19 protein-coding genes and 1 pseudogene are annotated in these 22283 nt (G+C 60.8%); 3 read left to right on the plus strand and 17 right to left on the minus strand.

Annotated elements, in window-relative coordinates:
- Positions 1–70: 70 nt before the first annotated feature.
- The 11 genes from DN387_RS23160 to DN387_RS23210 form a co-directional block, all read right to left on the minus strand.
- Positions 71–610 (minus strand): AAA family ATPase, encoded by a 540-nt coding sequence (locus DN387_RS23160; RefSeq protein WP_082405748.1) that lies wholly within the window; start codon positions 608–610, stop codon positions 71–73.
- Between the two features lie 295 nt (positions 611–905).
- Positions 906–1811, minus strand: a complete 906-nt coding sequence (locus DN387_RS23165) for a DMT family transporter (RefSeq protein WP_236171667.1) — start codon at positions 1809–1811, stop codon at positions 906–908.
- A 58-nt stretch (positions 1812–1869) separates the two neighbouring features.
- Entirely contained in the window at positions 1870–3099 is a 1230-nt protein-coding gene (locus tag DN387_RS23170; protein ID WP_054915423.1) for an MFS transporter, read from the minus strand.
- Positions 3096–4181 carry an alcohol dehydrogenase gene (locus tag DN387_RS23175; protein WP_054915422.1) on the minus strand — a complete coding sequence of 362 codons (1086 nt, stop codon included), beginning with the start codon at positions 4179–4181 and terminating at the stop codon, positions 3096–3098. Before DN387_RS23175 ends, DN387_RS23170 begins: the two co-directional genes overlap by 4 nt.
- A 79-nt stretch (positions 4182–4260) precedes the next feature.
- Positions 4261–5013, minus strand: coding sequence for an SDR family oxidoreductase (locus tag DN387_RS23180; RefSeq protein WP_054915421.1), 753 nt, complete (start codon positions 5011–5013; stop codon positions 4261–4263).
- A 1-nt stretch (position 5014) separates the two neighbouring features.
- A complete protein-coding gene (locus tag DN387_RS23185) occupies positions 5015–6175 on the minus strand; it encodes an FAD-dependent oxidoreductase (protein ID WP_054915420.1) in 1161 nt (386 codons plus the stop codon).
- Positions 6172–6840: a cupin domain-containing protein gene (locus tag DN387_RS23190; RefSeq protein ID WP_054915419.1), complete on the minus strand. Its 669-nt coding sequence runs from the start codon at positions 6838–6840 to the stop codon at positions 6172–6174. Before DN387_RS23190 ends, DN387_RS23185 begins: the two co-directional genes overlap by 4 nt.
- A 72-nt stretch (positions 6841–6912) precedes the next feature.
- Positions 6913–7257 (minus strand): carboxymuconolactone decarboxylase family protein, encoded by a 345-nt coding sequence (locus DN387_RS23195; RefSeq protein WP_218186781.1) that lies wholly within the window; start codon positions 7255–7257, stop codon positions 6913–6915.
- A gap of 110 nt (positions 7258–7367) precedes the next feature.
- The gene (locus DN387_RS23200) at positions 7368–7925 is read right to left on the minus strand and encodes an OsmC family protein (protein WP_054915417.1); all 558 of its coding nucleotides are present in this window, start codon (positions 7923–7925) and stop codon (positions 7368–7370) included.
- A gap of 10 nt (positions 7926–7935) precedes the next feature.
- Positions 7936–8217, minus strand: a complete 282-nt coding sequence (locus DN387_RS23205) for a hypothetical protein (protein WP_054915416.1) — start codon at positions 8215–8217, stop codon at positions 7936–7938.
- A 73-nt stretch (positions 8218–8290) separates the two neighbouring features.
- A complete protein-coding gene (locus tag DN387_RS23210; protein WP_054915415.1) occupies positions 8291–9064 on the minus strand; it encodes an SDR family NAD(P)-dependent oxidoreductase in 774 nt (257 codons plus the stop codon).
- Positions 9065–9366: 302 nt separating this feature from the next.
- Here DN387_RS23210 and gcvA point away from each other — a divergent pair, with 302 nt between their 5' ends.
- The gene (gene gcvA / locus DN387_RS23215; RefSeq protein WP_054915414.1) at positions 9367–10281 is read left to right on the plus strand and encodes a transcriptional regulator GcvA; all 915 of its coding nucleotides are present in this window, start codon (positions 9367–9369) and stop codon (positions 10279–10281) included.
- A gap of 693 nt (positions 10282–10974) precedes the next feature.
- Here the strand turns inward: gcvA and DN387_RS23220 are convergent.
- The 6 genes and pseudogenes from DN387_RS23220 to DN387_RS23245 form a co-directional block, all read right to left on the minus strand.
- Positions 10975–12105 (minus strand): annotated as a pseudogene (locus tag DN387_RS23220) (PepSY-associated TM helix domain-containing protein); the annotation flags it as partial.
- Positions 12106–12185: 80 nt separating this feature from the next.
- The gene (locus tag DN387_RS23225) at positions 12186–14633 is read right to left on the minus strand and encodes a TonB-dependent receptor (RefSeq protein WP_082405746.1); all 2448 of its coding nucleotides are present in this window, start codon (positions 14631–14633) and stop codon (positions 12186–12188) included.
- Between the two features lie 117 nt (positions 14634–14750).
- Complete coding sequence (locus tag DN387_RS23230; RefSeq protein WP_054915412.1) at positions 14751–15704, minus strand: FecR domain-containing protein; 954 nt, start codon at positions 15702–15704, stop codon at positions 14751–14753.
- A complete protein-coding gene (locus tag DN387_RS23235; RefSeq protein WP_054915411.1) occupies positions 15701–16219 on the minus strand; it encodes a sigma-70 family RNA polymerase sigma factor in 519 nt (172 codons plus the stop codon). Before DN387_RS23235 ends, DN387_RS23230 begins: the two co-directional genes overlap by 4 nt.
- 278 nt (positions 16220–16497) lie before the next feature.
- The gene (locus tag DN387_RS23240; protein ID WP_054915410.1) at positions 16498–18672 is read right to left on the minus strand and encodes a TonB-dependent siderophore receptor; all 2175 of its coding nucleotides are present in this window, start codon (positions 18670–18672) and stop codon (positions 16498–16500) included.
- 338 nt (positions 18673–19010) lie between these two features.
- A complete protein-coding gene (locus DN387_RS23245) occupies positions 19011–19574 on the minus strand; it encodes a recombinase family protein (RefSeq protein WP_043862978.1) in 564 nt (187 codons plus the stop codon).
- A 297-nt stretch (positions 19575–19871) separates the two neighbouring features.
- On the opposite strand from DN387_RS23245, the gene DN387_RS23250 reads away from it, so the two are divergent.
- Both DN387_RS23250 and DN387_RS23255 read left to right on the plus strand, forming a co-directional pair.
- Positions 19872–20939 (plus strand): fatty acid desaturase, encoded by a 1068-nt coding sequence (locus DN387_RS23250; RefSeq protein WP_054915409.1) that lies wholly within the window; start codon positions 19872–19874, stop codon positions 20937–20939.
- 187 nt (positions 20940–21126) lie between these two features.
- On the plus strand, positions 21127–22272 hold the full coding sequence (locus DN387_RS23255) for a serine hydrolase domain-containing protein (protein ID WP_054915408.1): 1146 nt from the start codon (positions 21127–21129) through the stop codon (positions 22270–22272).
- The last annotated feature ends 11 nt before the right edge of the window (positions 22273–22283 follow it).

Below are 22283 nucleotides of genomic sequence, written 5' to 3' on the forward strand. Positions count from 1 at the left end.
GCAGTCGCTAACCGGCCAGTAGCAGCCGCTCGCAATCGGTAGTTTCCATACCGCAGCCGTCAGCCGTCGATCAATCTCGTGGAATCTGACCGCTCAAATAGCCAATGCTCGAAAGAAACACGTTGGTATCTCGATTAGAGCGCAGCCGAACGACGCGGCATGTTGATGGCGCCGTCGCCACCAGCTGCTGCATATTCACTCGCGCTGTTTTTTTCGTCCGCCACATAAATCTCAAAAACTCTGGCAGATTCGCCAGCAGTTCGGGGCAGTTGTCCGGCAAATCGGGCCGAGAGCTGCCGCGCTGAATCAGCGTTCTTAACAGCACGCGCCAAAATCGAAGCGTCGCCGAACGATCAATCCATATCAAAAGATCTGCGCGCGCTACCCGATTCTCCCAAGTAACGGAATGGCCGCCTTCGAATATCCAGCGATCACGAGCCTCGACCTCGGAACAAAGGCGTGTTTTCTCGTCCCGGCTTCGTTCAACCCACCCTGGCTGCCAGTGGATAGTGTCTATATGAACGACAGGTAAGCCCGTGCGCAGACCAAGCTCACGCGCCAAAGTGCTTTTGCCCGACCCAGGTTGACCAATAATCATCACCCGCTGCATCTAAGCTCCTTCTCGCCATACGCGCTATTTTTTGGGGGCGGCGATTTTACGCCAACCTCCAACCCCGTCAACAGGCAGCAAGCCAAGACTTGATTGTCGTGACGGTCCGCTTTGGGTCGATAGCAACCGTTCGGGAATGACCTCTATCGGCCAATAGCAGACGCTCACCAGATAAGCGATGACTGGCTCGTACGATCCGGATCATTAAGCAGTAGACGCAACTGCTCACGAATCCAGCGATGCCCAGGAGTGCCTGCGTAGCGAGCATGGAACAATGCCTTCCGCTAGGCAGGGACTATCGGATCGCATCCTCTGCACCCGCCGAGCTACGTCCCTGCTGTCCCGCCTTTGCAGTCAGCGTGACCCAGGCAACACCTCCCAGAGTGATCACCGCCGATATCCCTCCGATCCACGAGATCTCCTCGCTGAGAATCAGCACACCGAGCACGGCACTCAGCACCGGCACCGACAGTTGCACAGCGCCTGCGCTGATAGCGGTCATGCGGACACGAACCCAGTACCAGATTGCGTAACCACCGGCCGATGCCAAGCTACCTGAAAGCACTGCATAGGTAATACCCATAGTATCGACACTCAGGTGTTCGCGCTGGACAAACATCAAAATCAACACAAGGGGAACGGCCCACAGGAAGCTGGCAGCCGTGTTGGATATGGGCGAATCAGAGGATCGACCCAGCAGAGAAAAACCGCCCCAGGCGAATCCAGCCACGGCCATCAGCGCAGCGGCTGATAACGATGGCGCCGAGGCGGTGGGTGCAAGAAAGGCTGCAATCCCGCCTAGAGCAATCAGGACACCCAATAAACTTGTTCGCTCCCCTTTGCAGTATCCGTAGGAGATCATCAGCAACTGAGCCGAGGCGAACAGCACCAACGCGCCTGCGCCGGTGCTGATATCACGGTAAGCGAAGGAGAACGCTGCTACGTAGGTAAATAGCAAGACAGCTGACCACCAGCCTGTTCGACTGGGCTTCAGCTTTGCGCCCTGCAGCATCGCTATGACCAACAGGGTCAGCGCACCAGAAATCACCCGGATGGCTGTGAACGATGTAGCGTCGATAGCGGTGGTCTGGAATGCCGCTCGCGTCAGCAGTGAGTTGGCTGAAAACGCCACCATGGCCAAGCTAGTCATGGCGACAACAAGCATTAGCCCTTCATCATGACCGCTCTTCTTCGCATCCATACACCTACCTCTTCTTATTGATGAATTCGTCAATGTGTTCAAGCTGGTGACGCTGTCTCTAAATGACTTTCTCGGGCTTACGCACCGTCGCAGCGAGTGCCACCGATGCCAGTGCAAGCGGCACCAATGAGAACCAGAGAACAACGGCCCAACCGAACGACGCCAGCAGGCCCCCAGAGGCAAACGATCCAATCGCCATAGATCCGAACACGATGAAGTCATTGAGCGATTGCACACGCGTTTTCTCTTCCGGGCGGTGGCACTCCATGACGAGTGAGGACGCTCCCAGGAATCCGAAATTCCAGCCCAGTCCGAGCAGGATCAGAGACCAATGGAAGTGCATGACCTCGATGCCGCTCAAACCAACGGCGGCAGACAGCCCCGTCAACGCCAAGCCGAACGTCGCGACCCGTATGGCACCGAAGCGAGTAATCAGCTGGCCAGTGAAGAAGCTGGGGGCATACATGGCGATGACGTGCCACTGCAGCCCCAGGTTGGCCGAGGCCTGGGAGAGCCCGCAGTGATGCATCGCCAATGGCGCTGCCGTCATCAGGAAGCTCATCAAAAAGTACGAGACAGAGCCGCAAATGACCGCCGCGATGAAGCGTGGCTGCCGAGCAATCGCGCTGAGTGAACGGCCTCCCTCAAGCTCGGCAGCGGTCGGCATGGGCAACTTCACTCCGAGCAGTATCAAGGCTGATAGTGCAGCGACAACGGCCTGTATCAGGAAGGTGGCAGCGAATAGATGAGGCGACCAGAAATCCATTGTCCAAATCACCAACTGCGGGCCAACCACGCCAGCGGCCACACCTCCTGCCATCACCAGAGAGAGCGCGCGAGCCCGTCGCTCTGGTGCCACACCGTCAGCTGCAGCGAAGCGAAATGACAGAACTACTGCCGCGTAGCTGCCACCCAGGAATGTCGCCAGGCAGAACAGCCAGAACGATCCGAGGATGACCGCGAGCATGGCCGCCAGCCCAGTGAGCACTCCAGCTCCCGTACCTGTCAGGAACCCAGCACGCCGGCCATAGCGGCGAGCCAAGGCGCCCATCGGGAAAATGCAGGCAGCCATACCCACCACGAAAATCGAAATTGGCAGCGTCGCGAGTGCAGGCGACGGAGCAAGTATGTCGCCCACGATGGCTCCGGTGGCATAGATCACCACCGCATTGGCACCGGCCAGCGCCTGGGCGATGGATAGCCGCCAGATGTTCCCGCTTTGCTCGCTGTCAGAAAGCAGCAAGGAGTCGTTGTGTTGCAGGGCGATATTGGAACTGGTGTTGGTCATGGGTGCAGTGTGCTCTTCTCTTGCTCACTGCCTGCATCCGGGATGGATGAGCTGTAGTATTTCCGGTCGACGGTCAAGACCATGCGGAATTTGACGTCACCTGACTTCATCCGCTGATAGGCCTTATTGGCTCGCTCGAAAGGCATCACCTCAATTCTTGGACGCACGCCAGCCAGCACACTGAAATCCAGCGTTTTCTCGTTCTCGTAAGGCGTGCCGGTGATCGAGCCCAGCAAGCTGCGCTCGCCGACGACCAGATGGCCGGTGGATACAGGCAGCGGATCTTTGCCGGCACCCAGGAGTACCAAACGGCCTTGCGGTGCCAGGCCTGGCATGAGCGCAGAGACGGCTGCAGGGACACCGATGGTCGTGACGATGGCATGGGCTCCGCCCATGTTCTTCAGCGTCTCGACTGCATCCTCTTTGCTGGAGTCGATGTAGACATGAGCGCCGAGATCCATCGCATCCTGCGCGATATCGCTGCCGTGGCCAACGGCGACCACACGAAAGCCCATACGACGTGCGTACTGCAGCGCCATGTGACCCAGACCACCGATACCAAGAATGGCGACGGTATCGCCGGCCTGAGCCCCGGACTTCTTCAGCGCGTTGAACGTGGCAATACCCGCGCAAAGAATTGGCGCGGCTTCCTCTGCATTCAACTCATCTGGAATCGACACGAGCCCTGAGGCACGGGCAATCATCATTTCGGCATAGCCACCATCGCAGGAGGCACCAACGAAGGACTGGTTCTGGCAGAGCTGAAAGTTTCCCTGCCGGCATTGGCTGCACTCATTGCAATGCCCGCCCAGGCGCCCGATGCCCACCCGTTGACCGACCCGCCAGATCGAAGGGACGTGTTCACCCAGCGCAGCAATTCGACCAACTACCTCGTGGCCAGGTACACGCGGAGGCTGCAGCGTTGGATCGGCGCCCTCGATGTCGCCGGCATCAGCGCCACAAATGCCACAGGCCTCGACCTCGATTAGTACCTGCCCAATGCCGGGAGTTGGCGTTACACGTTCTACCAGCTCGAGAACCCCTGGACGGCTAACTTGCATGGCGCGGTAGGTGGTTGTCATGGTCATCGCTCCTTCAGTGGATAACGGGGAAGACATCCAACTAAGACGCATGCGTCTTAGCTGGCACAGGGCAGGGTGGTCAGAGCTGTGCGAAGCCACCATCCACAGCAATTTCGGCGCCCAATATGTAGTGCGACTCGTCGCTGGCCAGGAACAGAACGGCTTGAGCAACTTCGAGCGGCTCCCCCATGCGGCGCGCAGGGATCCGTAACGACATTTGTCGCTTGGTCTCGGCCAGTTGCTCAGGGGTGGCGCCTTCCAACTCGAAAATCGGGGTATCGATAGCGCCGGGGCTGACGGCGTTAACGCGGATCTTGCGATCCATCAGCTCGCACGACCATGAGCGTGCGAAGGAGCGCACCGCAGACTTGCTGGCTGCCAGCGCTGAGAAGCCACCCATGCCAACGGCGTTGAGCCAGGCCGAGTTCAAAATCACCGAGGCCCCTTCACGAAGCACGGAGGTGATTGCCTGCATGGAGAAGAACAGGCCTTTCACATTGACGGCCATCAGCTCGTCAAAGCGAGCCTCGTCGGTGCTTAGCAGCGGCGTCGAATATGCCACACCGGCATTGCCGAAAAAGATGTCCAGGCCGCCGTTGCCAAATGCATCGGACACCTCTTGAGCCATGCGCTGCATGTCCTCGCAAACTCGGACATCGGCCTGGATGGTGATGACATCGCCACCCAGGGAGGCGCGAGCTTGGGCAAGCTTCGCGGCGTCACGCCCGGTGATGGCGACACGCGCACCTTCACGTAGAAAGAGTTCGGCGGTTACCAGGCCGATGCCACTGGCGCCGCCGGTGATCAATGCGTTTTTACCTTGCAATCTCATATCAGCTCCTCGATGGATTTAGCGTGGTTGCAGTGGTAAGGGCATTCAGCGCCTGAACACCAAGGCGGGCCGCTTCTACGGCGCCGGCGAGATATCCAGGAAACTGTAACGACCACTCACTGGCGATACCCGTCAGGCATCCATGCCAGGGCCCGGAAGAGGTACTGGTGGAGGGAGCAGCTGCATGCTGGGAAATCGCATGGACATCTGCACTGGTGGCTGTGTAAGGGTCATGTGCCCAGTCTTTTATGAATTCGGCCTTCGGCGTCGCAGCTGCGGGGCCGAACATTCTGGCCAGCTGTTCACGGCAGAGCTCTCGCAGCACCTCGCCAGGGATCTTGCTGCGTGTGCTTGCTGGCACGCCGATGAAGCCGAACAGGGCTGGGCTACCTCCAGGCATGGAGGCATCGTGGATTTCTCCAAGAGGGCCTCGCATGCTGCGTGCCTCGCCGGAAAGTCCCTGGTCTCGCCAGAAAGGCGTGTCATAGGTCGCGATGTACTTGGCGTGAGGGGCCATCCATGTCGCGGTCGCTTTCCACTGCCTGGCAAGTTCGGCTGGCAGGGCAGGCTCAAAGTCGATGGTGCTTTCGAGCAGGCGTGGCGGTAATGCCAGCATCACGTGCTCGGCCCGCCAACTCGTCACCACGCCGTTAGCGGCATGGCTTTCAACTTCGACATGAGCGCCATGCTTGCGAAGCCGGCGCACGGCATGGCCGTAAACTATTTTCTGTGGATTCACCCTGCGAAGCAGAGCCTCGACCAACGCCCCCATGCCACCGACCAGGCGCATGGATGGAGGCGAGTTGACGTAACCACGCGTGCGCACAGCTGGGCCTTCGTACGAACGCTCGACAACCATGTCGCCGGCTTCAAACTGTACGAATCGCTCAAGCCCCAACGCATCGACAAGTTGATCAAGCTCTTCCTGGTAGCCAGGCCAGAACCATGTAGGCCCGAGGTCGAAGCGATCAAAGGTGCTTTTCGTTGACGAGTGCGGGACAGCCTGGCCCTCGGCATTGATGGAAGCAATGCGCCCACCAGGCTCATCTCTAGCCTCCAGAACAACGAAGTCACTGATGCCCTGGCGCTGCAGGAGATAGGCCGCATACAGCCCGCTCAATCCGGCGCCAACAATAGCAATGCGGGTGGTGTGCACGGTCATGCCTCTACCTCTGGATGAACCAGATGGCCGGTTTTTAGGTAAACGGTGGTTCCCTGTTTGCCGGCAACGATATCCAGGTGTTGTCCCGCAGGCAGTCGTAGCCAGGAGCCGCTCTCATAGGTCTGTCCGTCCGCTGTTACGCTGCCTTCCAGTACCAGTAGCTCGAAGCCTTGTAGCAGCTTGTTGTAGAGCAGGGTGTTCGCGCCGAAACGATTCAGGCTCACCTGTTCCGAGTCGCCAGCGAACAACGGGCACACTTCACGCGAGCCTTGTCGATGCCATTTGGATGGGTCTCGGGTATTGATGCGTACACGGTGGTACTCGCTGTCAGGCATCTGCTGCAGCTTTACGAAGATGGTGGTTCCCTCGGCACTGGACGGTTGGTGGCTGGAACCTGGTGGATTGCGCAGATACCAACCCGCTGGATAGTCCGCCCCCTCGTCAGAGAAAGTGCCTGACAACACAAGTATCTCCTCCCCACCAGGGTGCTGGTGGCTAGGGAAGAAGGAGTTCGGGGCATAGCGCACGATGCTGGTGGCACGTGCTTTCTCTGCACCGACACGATCCAGCATCACGCGGTCGACACCAGCTTGGGGTGAAGCAACCCACTGGTATTCGTGTGGCGCAACAACAGCTGGAAGAGTGAAGTCGGCGTTGATCAACATACGGATAATCCAAACGGGGATGCGAGGTCGCCGGTCACCTCTACAGAGGCGACCGACCCTCGGCGATACGACTTATTGCTTGGCGGGCAACTGCTGGTAGGCCTCGACGACACGCGCCGAGTAGGTCAGTGCTGCGCCTGCATTCAGCGCGATGGCTACGCCCAGCGCCTCGGTGATTTCCTCGATGGAAGCACCGTGCTCAGCAGCCTTCTTGGTGTGGACGGAAATGCAGCCGTCGCAACGAGTGGTGATAGCCACAGCCAATGCAATCAGCTCATGGATCTTCGGGTCCAGATGACCAGTTTTGACGGCTGCATTGTCGATGGCCATCAGGCCTCGCATAACGTCAGGGCTCTGTTTGGCATAGTCGCCTACGCGTTCCAGCAGGGATTCGCGGTAGGCATTCCAGTCTTGCATCATGGTTATTCTCCAAGGATTGGTTGAGACCGGAAGTGAGGTCACGACAGGCCGGGTGTTGGTCATTCCAGCAATGGGGCTGCCAATTGCTGGAGATGCCACAGGGTTATTCAGTCGACGAGAGTGGTGACGACATCGACCGGGCACACCAAGGTGCCGCGTATCGGTGATGACCGTTCAACAGCAGAGATCAGAGCTTGCAGTTGTTCGTGGGTGGCATTTGGCGACCTGGCGTGCACTTTCACACGCACCTGGTTGATCCCAGGCGCCACGCTTGGGTCTACCCCGAAAAACGCAGCCAGATCCACGTCGCCCTCTAGCTCCAATCGCACACTCTCCAGCTCCATCCCACGCTGCGCTGCAGTCATCGCGATGGTGACCGTGTAGCAGGAGGCGAGTGCTTGCAGCACGTACTCGACAGGGCTGGCGCCGGTATCTGTACCCAGTGGAACAGGCTCGTCGCTGACGAGCCTGAAGCGGCCGGCGCGAGTCTCATCACGCTGCCCGCCCATGACTGCAGCTCCAGTAGTTGCAGTCATCTTGCTGCCGCCGTCCCACGTCCCGTTCAAGGACAGAGTGAACTTGGTGGTTTCCCGGTTGGCTCGGCCAGCGTTGCCAGCCTCCACCAAGGCGTTCAGATCAACGCCGTTGAGCAAAGCAGTTGTCATCACGAGCTCCTTAGATGGCGGTGTAGATACGCACGTCGGGTTCGGCAGTGAGCATGGGCTTGAGACTTCCGACTACGTCTGCATTGAACAACTCGCTTTGCAGGTAGGCATTGGCGTTTTCCAGCGTGTCGAAGCCATGTAGCACCTGTACGTCTTCGTCACGGACCAGCAGTGTCTTGGACTTCGCACCCTGGATCTGCTCCAGGAACGGCGCCCTGAACTTTTGGTAGATGCAGGTAGCTGCAGCACGATTGGTATGCTCGATCATGAGCGTGATCTGCAGATAGACCATGTGGGTTACTCCAGATTTACGAGGTGGGTGGTTCGTGCGTCCTGTGCCGATCCTTGGTAACTGGGCACAGGTCTTAGTTGCGACCAGCCATGACACCGCCATCGACATCCCAGATGGCGCCGGTAACCCAGCTGGCTTGCTCGGAGAGGAGGAAGGTAACTACGCCGGCCACGTCCTGCGGAGTGCCAACACGGCCAATCGGGTGGAAGCTGTTGAAGCCCTGCAGAGCGCTATGCACTTCCGCTTTCGGGATGAAGCCTTCGTAGATCGGGGTCTGCACAACTGCTGGGGAAACGGCATTGACGCGGATGTTCTTAGAAGCGAGCTCCATCGCCAGGTGCTGAGTCAGGGAATGCAGGCCGGCCTTAGCCATGGAGTAGGCAGAGGACGGAGTGGCGGCGATCGCTTGCTTGGCCCACATCGAGCCGATGTTCACGATGGCGCCTGGACGGTTTTGCTCAACCAGATTGGCAGCAATCTTTTGGGTGATGAAGAAGAACGCCTTGTTCAGCTTCATGTACTGATCGTAGTCCGCATCCTGGTGCTCCAGGAAAGGTTTAGGGAAGAACACACCGGCAGCGTTCACCAGCATGTCGATATCAGAGTGCTGCTCGCCAATGGTCTTGATCAGTTTGGCCAGGCCTTCGTCGCTGGTCAGATCTGCAGTAAGAGCAGCCACGTTGCCCAGAGCCAAGAGGTCTTTACGAGCCTCGTCGGTTTTTTCCGGACGGTTACCGACGATGACTACGCTGCCACCTTCGGAGAGAAACTGGCGTGCAGCTTCCAGACCCATCCCACTGGTGCCACCGACGACCAGCAGTTTCTTACCGTTGAATTGATTGCTCATTGGAAACCTCTTTGCACCTGCCCACGGCAGGAACCTTGCTAACGGGATGGGGCGAGCCACTTGTCGAAGACGCCGTCTCCGGCAGGCAGCTCGTGCCCTCTATGAGCCAGTGCAGCGTTGGGCATCTGGAAGCTGAGGATCAGGAAGAAAAACTTTCCATCTCAGCTAAACTCCAAAAACTTTCCGCTGAAGTTGGGTGGCTAAACCGCAGCACCCTTGGCCTTGGAGAGAATCTTCCTCGCTTCCAAATCCGCCAACAAACGAGATAAAGTATCTCGACACTAAAGAAATTCTTTATCGACATGAAGGCTCCAGTACATCTCAACGCGCTACGCGCATTCGAAGCCAGTGCCCGACATCACAGTTTTTCTGCAGCAGCAGCCGAGCTTAATGTCACGCCGGCAGCGGTTGGCCAGCTCGTGCGCACACTCGAGGATTGGCTCGGCACCCCTCTGTTTGTCCGCAGTACCAGCGGCAAAGCGCGGCTTATAGCAACGGAGGCAGCCGAACGTGCTTTGCCGGATATCCGAGCAGGCTTCGACAGACTGACCCTGGGAATGGAGCGGCTTCAGGAGGGATCGATCAGTGGGGTGCTTACCGTGGCTGTGAGCCCGGCATTCGCTGCGAAGTGGCTGCTGCCACGCATCGACCGCTTCCAAGTGATCTGCCCTGATACGGATGTGCGGCTAGATACCAACCTCAAGCCGGTGGATTTCGTTGCTCAGCAAGTCGACATCGGCGTGCGCTATGGCACAGGCAAGTGGCCAGGGCTAGCCGCCGAGAAGATGATGGATGAAGAGATTTACCCTGTGTGCTCGCCGCAATTGCTGCGAGAGCACTGGCGTTTACAGAGGCCCAGCGACCTGATCCAAGAGATGTTGATCCACGATCTCTCAATGGATAACCACTCGGGCTTCCCGACCTGGGAGACCTGGATGCAAAAAGTTGGCGTGACGGATACGACCACCCTTCGCGGCATGAAAATCAACAACTCTGCCGCTGTATTGCAGGCTGCTGCCGAAGGGCACGGGGTCGCTCTTGCACGGAGTGTCATGGCGCGTGATGACTTGGCGAGCGGCCGCCTGGTTCGGCTGTTCCCAGAGATCAGTGTTACATCAGAGCTGGCTTACTACGTCGTCTACCGACCGGAGTGCGCCAGCTTGCCAAGGCTGACGACCTTCCGAGATTGGCTGCTGGCAGAGGCAGCGCAAAACTAGATCCTCACCGTCCGCTTATGGCCGATAGCTGCCACTCACAAACGACCGCTTTCGGCCAAAAGGAGCCAGCCGAAGGGCTCTAGGCTCTGTACAAAATCCCGAGAACCCAATAGACGCGCCTCATCTGCTGAGGTTTTGTAGAGCCCCCGCCACTCACGGAGACCCTGCCGCCTGCGCCTGCAACCACGCCACCGAAGCGGGCGATGCTTGGCTCAACGCAATCGAGCCCTGGTGCACCGAGCCGTCCCAGCCCTCCATCGTCACCCACAGCAGGGTATCCACCGGTGTTTTCGGGGATATCGGAATCGAGGTGCCCATGCTGTGCGGCGAACCAAAGAAGATCCCGCCCGCCGCGCGCAGGCTGCGGGGTTTTCCCACGCGCAGATAGGTCGCTTTCACTTCGCCGATGCAGGCCTCGCACAAGGCCGCGCTGAAACTCTTGATATACCCCGCCGGCCCTTCGTTGCGCGGCGGCTGGGCGCGAAACTCCGCCAGGCGCAGGCTCCACGGCCCGACCGTAACCTCACCGATCTCTCGCTCGCCGAGCCCCGCCTCACCCTTGAACAACGCCTGATCAGCGAAGTACCTGGGCAAAAATACCAGGGGCACCACCACCAGCACCACGTTCAGATGAAACCGCCATTTCAGCCAGTAGCGCCGCAGCGGCGAGCCACTCACCTCGATTGCCTTGCCTCGCTTGAGCGCAGCCGCAGTGGCCTGCAGCGTGCGCTTGCTCCAGATCAGCAGGCCGCTGAGCACCATCACGCTCAGTAGCAGGCCGAAGACAAACCACACCAGCTTCAGCCACAGCCCACCAAAGTCACCGGCATGCAGCGGGCGCATGGATTCGGTGACGAACTCCAGCGCGCGCCGATCCGACAGTGTGTAGGAGGTGATGACGCTGCCGTCGTACGGGTTCAGGTTCGCACTCTGCTGCATCAGCGGATAGGCGCCACGCCCGCGCACCTGCAGGGTGTCATAGGCATTGCCCGGCAGCTTGATGAAGCTCGCCTTGAAGCCGGGCACCTGCGCCGAGAAATTCGCGATGGCCTGTTCCACGCTGATGCGCGCGGGTTGCTCGCCAGGTGCGGCCAGGGGCACCGTCTCCCTCGCGACAAGGCCAATGGCAGGCCGGCTGGAAATGGAGATGTGGTTGTCGGCTAGCACCGCCTGGATCAGAAACCAGAGGCCCGTGACCGAAATGATCGCGATGAACCAGATCGACCACACACCGCTCAGGCGATGGAAGTCGCCCCAGAAAATCCGCGCACCCTGGTTCAAGCGCAGGGTCGGTTTGAAAAAGGCCTTCCAGAAACGCTTGTAGACCACCAGCCCGGTCACCAGCGAGGCCAGCATCGGCAAGGCGAGCAATGACACCAGGTACCAGCCCCAGGGGTAGCCATTACCGAAGGGCACCAGCCACCAGCCGTGCAGCGCACGGGTGAAGCCGCGCACGTCGAACGCCGGGCTCACCCCCTGGATCTTGCCGGTGTAGGGGTTCACATAGAGGTTGCGGGTGCTGTGGTCCGGTTGTACCACCTGGACCTGCAGGGCGAACGAGTCCTGGTCGGGACGCAGGACGTACTGCACGTCCAGGTCGGGGCGGTCGCGATGAATGGCCGCGAGGATCTGGTCGTAGTCGAGCCGGCGGGCGTCTTGCGTCGGCGGGTTGGCACGCATTCGCGGCTTTGCCAGCCATACCAGCTCCTGGCTGACGACTGCCAGGGTACCGGTGACGCAGACGAGCAGGGCAAAGCACCAGATCGGCAATGCCAGCCAGCTGTGGATCAGGAACCATAACTTGGAGCGCGATTTCTTGGACATGACTCAGCCGTCGTCAGGGGAGTGCAAGAAGGACGACGGACCCCTGGCATGAACACCCATGCCAGGGGCCCGAAACCTGCTCAGAACTGCGGTGTGTACTTGACGGTGAACATGACGTTGCGCGGGTCGCCGTAGTAGTTGTTGGACGCCACTGCGGTATAGGACGGAATGTAGTAGACCTTGTCGAAGAGGTTGTTGAAGTTCACCGCCAGGCCGATCTCATCGCTGACCTTGTAGCCGATGCGTGCATTCCAGATCGTGAACCCTGGCGTCTCGAATTTGCGGTCGTAGGCGACGGCGCTGCTCTGGCTGTTCAAGCCACCGCCGACGCTGAAGCGGTTGAAGTCGCCTGGCAATGTGTAGTCGGACCAGATGCGCACCGTGTGCTTGGGGGTCCAGGTGGAGAAGATCTTGCCTTCGTAGGTGTTGTCCTCGATAAACCTGGTGGTGTTGTAGACATAGCTGGCAGACGCTTGCAGGCCAGGCAGCACTTCACCGTTGATTTCAGCCTCCAGCCCCTGGCTGCGCACCTTGCCGGATGCCTCGGAGCAGTTCGAGCCCCCGCACTGGGACTCGGTGTTGAGCATTGTGACGGCGCGGTTCTGGTGGTCGTAACGGAACAGGGCAAGCGAGGTGTTGAGCCGCCCGTCGTTGAGCTCGCCCTTGAGGCCGACTTCATAGTTGCTGCCGGTAATCGGCTCGATCGTGGAGCCGCCCACCCCGATGGCGCTCTGCGGAATGAACACGTCCGCATAGCTGGCGTAGGCCGACCACTCGGGCGTCAGCGCATAGACCAGCCCGGCGTAGGGCGTGACCACGCCATTGTTGGCCTTGTCACTGTTGCTGGGGTAGCTGAAGGCATTGCGATCGTAGATCTGCGAGTCGTACTCGTAGGAGTACCAGCTGGTGCGCCCGCCCAGGATCAGTGTCAGGGGGTCGGTGAGCTTGACGCGCCAGGTGCCGTAAATGCCTTTTTGCACGATCTTGTACTGGCTGTCGGTGCGCGTGCCGCGCGCCGCCAGGCTGTCGTAGTTTTCGTACGGCAGGTGGTTGTCCAGGTCGAAGATGTTGGCGCCTACGCTGCGTACTACGGCCATGGTGTTGTCGCTGGTGTAGCGCGAGTAGTTGCCCCCGAGCACGACTTCCTGATCGAAACCCAGGCCATTGAAGTCGCCGTCCACGAACAGGTCCAGGCCGCGGCTGTGCGAATTGAAGTCTGTCGCATAGCGCCAGTTGGCGACGCCGCTGCCATCGTTCGCCACACCGGTGGGTGTCACGATGTAGGCATAGGTCATTTCGTTGCGTTCGTTGATCGCGACCGCTGCTGTCTTGAACTTCCAGTGGTCGTTGAATCGGTGCTCCAGGTCGACGTAAAGGGCCAGTTGTTCGGTCAGCCCGCGGTTCCAGTCGGAGCCGGTGTACGTCGAGCGGGACAGGCCGATGTCACGTCCGTCGCTGTAGCGTGGCAGGCCGGCGACCATGGGCGTGAAGCGGGTCTTGCGATCACTGATGCCAACGCCCAGGGTGGTGTTTTCCGACAGGTCGAAGTCCAGGGCGCCGTAGACCTTCTGCTCCCATCCGCCAACGTGGTCGATGAACGAGTCGCGGGTGTCGTAGTCGACCACGGCGCGACCGCGCACGGTGCCCGCCTCATTCAACGGGCCGCCGACATCCGCCTGGGTAGCGTAGTGGTCCCAGCTTCCGGCCTGTGCGGTCAGGGTCACGGTGGGCTTGGCCTGGCCGCGCTTGCGCACCAGGTTCACCGCGCCGCCCGGGCTGTTGGCGCCTTGCAGCAGGGCCGCGCCGCCACGCAGCAGTTCCACCCGGTCGTAGAAGGCCGTGGATTCGGTGAGGTAGCTGCCCAGTGCATAGATGCCACGGGTCATGGGCACGCCGTCGTACTGCAGCGATTCGATCTCGAACCCGCGCGAGGTGATGAAGCCACCGGTACCGGGGCTTTTGGCAAAGGTCATGCCCGGTGCGTTGGCGAACAGCTCAGGCAGGTTGGTGATGTTCTGGTCGTCCATGCGCTGGCGGGTCATGACCGTGACGCTTTGCGGGATGTCCTTGAGCTTGTGCTCACTCTTGCCGATGGTGACGGTGCCCGTGGTGTAGGAGCCGGTACCTTCGGTGGTGCTGCCCAGCGTCTGGCCGCTGACGTTGATCGCGCTCAGTTCGAGCGAGCCGTTGCCGGGGTTGGACGCGATCAGCAGGTACACGCCATTGGCCTGGCGTGCCACCTGCAGGCCGCTGCCCACCAGCAGGGTGGCGAAGCCGCCTGCGACGCTGTAGTCGCCCTGGAGGGCGGGGGCGCGGCGGCCCTGGGTGCTCGCGGCATCGAACGACAACACCACCCCGGCGGCGCTGGCAAAGCGGCCCAGGCTTTCGGTCAGCGTGCCGGGCGCGATGTCATAGGCACGGGTTTGCTCGCTGGACGCATGCGCGGCCAGGCCGGCGAGCGGCCAGGCGGCAACGCTGCCCAGGGCGAGGTGGGCCGCCAGGGCCAGTGCGGTGTGTGATCGTTGCATGACGCTCATGTTTCCTTCCCCAGAACACTCAGTTGAACTTGTGGGAGGGAAGGCCGGATGAGCGTCGATGAAAGTGCAAGTAAGTGAAAATTATTTTCATTCGTGGTGCCGGCTGGCTCAGGTGCGCGCCACAACCGTCACCCAGTAGCGCGTGCGGCGCTGTACGGTCAGCGGGAATGCGCTTTGCAGCGCCGTCAGGGCCAGTTCGGTATCGGTGATGGGGAACGCGCCGGAAATCTTCATCTGCGCCACCGCCGGGTCACAGTTCAGTACGCCGGGGCGATAGCGCGCGAGTTGCGCCAGCAGGGTCTGCAGCGGGGTATCGACCGCGATCACGCTGCCTTGCTCCCACGCCGCCACAGCGGCGTCGTTGCTGCGCAGGCTGCCGATCCCGGCCGGGCCGAACGCCACCCGCTGACCGGCATGCAGGCGCAGGCGCTCGATCGGCTGCACCGACACCTCCACGGCCTTTTCCAGCACCGCGACTTCGCTGCTATGGTCGTCGACGCTGACGGTGAAGCGGGTGCCCAGGGCCAGGACGCTGCCGTGGCGGGTATCGACCCTGAAAGGCCGGGCGGCATCGTCGCGGGCGGTGGTGATCAGCACCTGGCCGCGGTGCAGTAGCACACGCCGCTGCTGCATATCGAAATCCACGTCCACGGCGCTGTCGGTGTCCAGCAGCATCTGGCTGCCATCCGCCAGGCGCACGGCACGGCGTTCGCCGACGCCACTGCGGTAGTCGGCGTACCATTGGCGACGGGTGTCGCTGCGCCAGCCCAGCGTCCCGAGGACCCCACCGCCCAGCAGCATGGCCAGGCCGTACAGCACCTGGCGGCGGCTGTTGCCGCTGCCCAGCAAGGTGGAGGCGGCGATACGCCCCGGCAGCCCGGCAAAGCTGTGGCTGACCGCCTGCATGCGTTGCCAGGCCTGGCGGTGCAGCGGGTCGCTGTCGTGCCAGCGTTGCCACGAGGCCTGATCCTCGGCACTGACGGTGCCGGATGACAGTTGTGCGTACCAGCGCGCGGCCTCACGCACCGCCTCGCGTTGGGCGGCGGAGGGGGAGCGGTTCATTCGACGCTTTCCCACTGCATCAGGCAGACATGTTCCATGGCCTTGGCCATGTGGTTGTTGACCGAGCGCAGGGAAATATCCAGGCGCGTGGCGATCTGCGCGTAGGGCAGGCCCTCGAGCTGGGACAGGATGAACACCTCACGCACCTTGGCGCCCAGGCCGGCGAGCATGCGGTCCAGCTCCACCAGCGTTTCGAACATGATTGCCTGCGCTTCGGCGCTGGGGATGTCGGCAAGCGCAATGCTGGCCAGGGTTTCCATGTAGGCCTGTTCGAGCGAGCGACGGCGGAACAGGTCGATCATCAGGCCTTTGGCCACCGTCGACAGGTACTGGCGGGGTGCACGGATTTCCAGTGATGTGCGGGTCTTGAGGAGCTTGACGAACGTGTCCTGCACCAGGTCCGCCGCATCGCAGTGGCTGCCCATGCGCTTGCGCAGCCAGCCGTGCAGCCATGAGCTGTGCTGCGCATACAGCGCGCCGACAGCAGCAGGTAGGGCAGGTGACTCGACCGGCATGATTGCATCTCAAATGGGAATTGGTTGCATTATTATTCGGATCACGAGGAGGTGGCAATATCGGCAGGTGCCAGTGCGACGTGGCAGCGGGGGCGCTGACTCGCCACGAAAGGGTGCTTGCCAGGCGTTCGCCGAGTCATCCGGGATGGCAGCTGAAGGATTTCGCAGGGCGCGAGCAGGGGCGGGGGTGTACGCAACGGTGTGTCGATCGAAAGGCAGGACGTGCGTGGCGCACCGCGCACAGACAACAACACGGCGCATCCCTGCGCCACTTCACATCAGAAACTGTACTTGGCCGTGAGCATCATGTTGCGCGGTGTGCCGTAGGTGTCGCCGCCGTAGCTGGTCGAGTTGGAGATGGACGAGTAGTACTTGCGGTCGAACACGTTGTTGGCGTTCAGCTGCAGGTCCAGGTTGCGGGTCAGCCGGTAGCCGGCCATCAGATCGGTGACGGCGTAGCCACCCTGTTCCAGGCGATAGCTGCCACCGTTGGCCAGCGCCACGTCGTTGTACAGGCGGCTCTGCCACGACACGTTGCCACCCACGCGCAGTTTCTCCAGCGGGCCCTGGAAGCGGTAGGTGGTGGTCAGCTTGAACAGGTGCTCGGGCGTGTCGGTGTCAAAGCGCTGGTTGACGTTCTGCGGGTTGGCGGCGTCCTTGAGGGTGTGCACGCGGGCATAGGTGTAGCCACCGCCCACCTGCCAGTTCTCGGTCAGCGCACCCTGCAGCTCGAAGTCGATACCCTGGCTGCGGATCTCGCCCGAGGCCTCGTAGCATTCGGTCTGCGGGCAGTTCGGCACGAACACCTGCACCGCGCGGTTTTCCTGGTCGATGCGAAACAGCGCCAGGCTGGCGTTGAGCGCACCCTCGAAGTACTCGCCCTTGATGCCCACCTCGTAGTTCTTGCCCACGATCGGCTTGACCGGGGTGCCGGAGGTGCCCTTGCTGCTCTGCGGGGTGAAGATGTCGCTGTAGCTGACGTAGACCGAGTGATGCTCGTCCAGGTCGTAGATCAGCCCGGCATAGCGGGTGACGTTGCGGGTGACCTTGTAGTCGCCGTCGCCATCGCGGTTGTCGTAGTCATACCAGTCCAGGCGCCCGCCCAGTATCAGCTTGAGCGGGTCGGCCAGGCTCAGGCGGGTGGTCAGGTACACGCCATCCTGGGTGGTCACTTCGCGGCTGTTGCCGGTGTGGGTGAAGTTCGGCTTGCCGGCATCGATCGGCCAGTTGGGGTCGTAGGGGGCATAGTTGTGGGTGGTCATGTCGTAGATGCGCTTGCTGGCACCCACCACCAGTTCATGGGTGCGCCCCAGCGCCTCGAAGGGCCCGCTGACAAAGGCATCCACGCCGGCCTGGTTTTCATCGTGGGCCGACTGGTACACGGTGCGTGCCAGCGTGTTGTTGACCCAGCGCGACTGGTACGAGCCGGAGAACAGCGCGTTCTGTTCGGAATAGTTGGCGTTGACCTGCAGCTTCCAGTCGTTGGCCAGGCGCTGGCGTACCTCGGCAAAGACGGTGTTGATCTCCTGGTCCTTGTTCTCCCAGGGGGTACCCGGGTTGTACGAGCGCGGCAGGTTCAGGTGATGGCCATCCAGGCCGACCATCGAGGCGCCCCAGAAGTAGTTGGTCTTGTCCTTCTGGTTGGAGAAGCCGAGGGTCAGGGTGGTGTCGTCGCTCAGGTCCGCCTCGGTGATGGCGTAGAACAGGCCGTGGGTCTCGTCCACGCCATCGACGAAGCTGTTGCTGTCGCGGTAGGACGTCACCACCCGACCGCGCAGGGTGCCGCTGTCGTTGAGCGGGCTGGAGGCATCGACCTCGCCGCGGTAGTCGTCCCAGCTGCCGGCCGCACCGGTGAGGGTGACCTTCTGTTCGGCCAGCGGGCGCTTGCGCACCAGGTTGATGGCAGCCGAAGGGTTGCCCGCACCGGTCACCAGCCCGGTGGCGCCGCGCACCACCTCCACCCGGTCGAACATCGCCAGGTTCGGCTGGGCGCCCACGGTCCAGCCCTGGTAGCCACTGGGGATGCCGTCGTACATCAGGTTGTCGATATCGAAACCGCGCGCCGAATACGTCTGCCGGCCAGGGCCGCTGGAGAAGTCGAGGAACAGCCCCGGGGTGGCCTTGACCACGTCGTTGATGCTGGTCATGGCCTGGTCGTCCATGCGCTGGCGGGTAATCACGGTAACGGCCTGGGGCGTTTCGCGCAGGGTCAGCGGCAGCTTGGTCGCCGTCGACATGGCGCCGGTGGTGTAGGACTGGGTGCCTTCGGTGGTGCTGCCCAGTTGAGTGTTGACGATTTCGGTGGCGCCCAGCTCCAGGGTCGCAGCCTTGGCTGGCTGCGGTGTCGCAGAGCTGTCATCGGCCAGGGCGGGGGTCAGGGTGGCCATGCAGATGGCCATGGCCAACAGATTGCGGGGCAGGCCGGAGCAATGCGGCGGGGTAGGGCGCGACATGAAGGGTTCCAGTGGTAGTGATAAAAATAATACATATGAGAATCGTTACCAAATGATGTGTCAAGGTGTGTCGCAATAAATAGCGGCGTTCTGGCCGATGCCGCGTCCTCTGCTAGGTTTCTAACCATCGCCTTTTGTCACCCCACCCTCAGGCATTCGGGCAAGGAAGCAGCCGGTACGAAGAACAGGCCAACCAGCCCTTCGAAAAGGGCTTCCCGACCGAAGCGACGGCGCGCTGTCTCATCGACGAACTGGTGTTCCAGCGCTACGTACAGTCGTATCTGTGGGCGTGAGTGGGCCTGGGACAACGTTACCCACGGCTCTTCTTCTGAAGAGCCCTAGGTCGATTTCAAATACCGATATAACGTCTGGCGACTGATATCGAAATCACGCGCCAGCCGGGATTTACTTTCTCCCGCGCGGGCGCGCTCAATTAAACTTACAACCTGATTGTCGGACAGTTTCTTCTTTCGACCTCGGTAGGAACCCCGATTTCTTGCAGTTGCAATACCGGCGGCCTGTTTTTCGCGCAGTGCCGCGCGCTCGAACTCTGCAAGTAACTCCATGGCCGCGACGATGGGGCCCGCAACTTCACGGCCGTCATCTCGGAATGTCAGGTTTTCATCCACAAACTTGAGCGTGACCTGTTTTTCGATCAAGCGGCGAATGAAGTTGCACAACTGCTCGGTATTGGCCGAGAGCGAGGCCATGCTGTCCACGATCACGGTATCCCCGCACTGCAGGTAACGCAGCAGCTTTTCAAAGCCTGCGCGGTGGGTGGCCGTGTCTGCAGGGGCATCGTAAAACACCGCGTCGAAGGCATCGGGGCTGGCTGGGCTGGGTACGCTGGCGTCTGGTTTCGGTGAGGCGAGCCGGCAATATCTGATGCGATGCAATCTCATGGTGCCTCCTTGGCAATACTTGTACGGCGTCGTTTTATAACTGTACAACCTGTAACTAAATTAAAAATCCTTACACGTAACTGTCACGCTGAACCCACCCAAAATACACAGTTGCAAAGACTTTTACTTGCCTTATCATTTTGAAGCTTGAAAGGATCTTAACAAGCTTCACGCAAACAGTCGATTTGCGTTTATATAATGCGCGCATGCATTCACCTACCCGTTGTATAGCCCGAACAATTGACGCGGCCGGTTTGTCCTGGCGGGGGATTGTCCGACACAAACAGAGGATGAGGTATGAAAGTCTTGGAGGCAGCAATGGAACTTGAACGCCCCACTACCGATCAGCAAAAGATTGATCATGTTACCCGGCGTATTACCGAACATGGTAATTACCTGCGCCAGCGCTATCCGATCCTGCAACATCAGAATGCGCTGGGCGCAGGTGTCATGGCGGTGTCGCTGATCGGCATGGTGGTGAGTGGGGGGCTCTACCTGCAGGGGTCTATTCCTGCCTGGGGCTGCATTCTGATCAACGCGCTGCTGACCTCGTTCATTCATGAAATAGAACACGATCTGATTCATCGTCTTTATTTCAGAAAACAGCCGCTGGCGCACAATGCCATGATGTTTTTATGCTGGTTGGCTCGGCCGGGAATGCCCAGCCCCTTGTTAAGGCGAAGTTTGCACTTTCATCACCATAAAGAGTCAGGCACCGAGACGGATGTGGAAGCCTGGATCACCACCAGTGGCAGCCCCTGGGGTGTATTGCGGTTGTTGAAACTGGTGGACGGGTTCATCTTCGGTTTTCTCAATGCGGTATTTGCCCCAGGCTGGCGGGAGAAAGTCCGCTTGCTGGTCAAGATCGTCCGGCTCAATACACCCTTCGGGCTGTTGTACTGGGGTTGCTGGTATGTGTTTCTCGGCTACCACCTGTATGCCTGGCTTGGCGCGGTCAGCGGGCACGAGGTGCACAGTTCCGCGACCACCTTGGCGGTAATGGATGTGGTCAACAGTGTGGTCGTGATTCTGGTCGCGCCCAACCTGATCCGGCAGTTCTGCCTGTTTTTCATCAGTTCGAACATGCACTATTACGGTGATGTGGCACCGCGCAATGCGCTGCAGCAAACTCAGGTCATGAACGCCTGGTGGCTATGGCCGTTTCAATTGTTCTGCTTCAACTTCGGCAGCACCCACAGTATTCACCACTTCGTTGTCAGGGACCCGTTCTACCTGCGCCAGATGACCGCGCCTTATGCGCATCAAGTCATGGCCGAGGCCGGTGTTCGGTTCAATGACTTCGGCACCTATAAACGCGCGAATCGTTATTCCCTGGCACACACGCACACGCGCTCGCGTGGATGAACGTTCCATCAACCTGTGTGTTTGAGGGGGCGCCCCAGGGGGCGCAGTCGGTAGTCAGGTTCACGAGCCAACAGTAATGCGTTCGGGTCTGTCAGGCGCCGAGACAATCATTGTCGCCTGGTAGGTCTGCTACGCAGCAACGTCGCTCGGTTACAGGGCAACATTTCAACGACGAGGAAGACGAGGCATGAAATCGCAAGGGATATGTGCCCAGCCCTTCGAGGCGGTCCGGCAGGCCTTCGAAGCGATGTTCGATGATCCGCAGGAGCGGGGTGCCGGGCTCTGTGTGCAGGTGGACGGGGAGCGGGTCGTCGACCTGTGGGCCGGTGTGGCGGACCAGGAGGGCGGCAGGCCCTGGACGCACGACACGCTGGCCAACACCTTCTGTGTTGTAAAACCCTATGTGGCAGTGGCCATCCTGATGCTGGTCGAGGCGGGCCGGCTGGAACTGGATGCGCCGGTGGCCCGCTACTGGCCCGAGTTCGCCCGCAACGGCAAGGCCAGGGTCAGTGTGCGTCAGGTGATGAACCACACCGCCGGCCTGCCGGCGCTGCGGGGCCCCGACCATAACCCGATGATGTATGACTGGGAGCACATGGTGCGGGTGCTGGAAGACGAGCCGCTGTGGTGGGAACCGGGCACCGACCTGGGCTACGGCACCACCACCTTTGGCTGGATTCTGGGCGAGCTGATTCGTCGGGTGGACGGGCGCGACCCCTGCGCCTTCATCCATGAACAGATGCTGGACCCTCACGGCCTGGACGTGCACCTTGGCGTGGACGAGACGCAGTTTCACCGTATCGCTCGCTTCGACAGTGCCTCCGGGCGCGTTGGCGACCCCTACTCGCAAGCGCTGCGCACGGTGGTGAAGAGCGAGCCCTCGCATATCGCCACATTCGCCTTCACCAACCCCGGCATGGTGCCCCGGCGCACCAGTGACCCGCGCTGGTGGGCCTATCGGCAACCGGGGGTGTGTGGCCATGCCACCGCTCACGGCCTGGCCGGATTCTACAGTGCGCTGCTGGCGGGCCACTTCATCGGCCCTGAACTGCTCGACGAATTCACCCGAGAGCACAGTCATGGCATGGATCGGGTATGGATGCGGCCGATGCGCTACGGGCTGGGCTGCATGCTGGAGCAGCAAATCGACCCGGCGGCTACCCACGCCATGGGCCCGGACACCTTCGGCCATATCGGGCTGGGCGGCCCGATCAGCTTTGCCGACCCCGAGCGGCGCGTGAGTTTCGGTTTCGTCACCACGACCTCGGGCGGCCACAGCATGATCGATCCGCGCCCCGGCCGGCTGTCAGCCCTTGTCTATGCGGCGCTTTGAGCGCGGCGCCA

This window comes from Pseudomonas sp. FBF18 (assembly GCF_024261405.1).
Lineage (GTDB): Bacteria > Pseudomonadota > Gammaproteobacteria > Pseudomonadales > Pseudomonadaceae > Aquipseudomonas > Aquipseudomonas palmensis.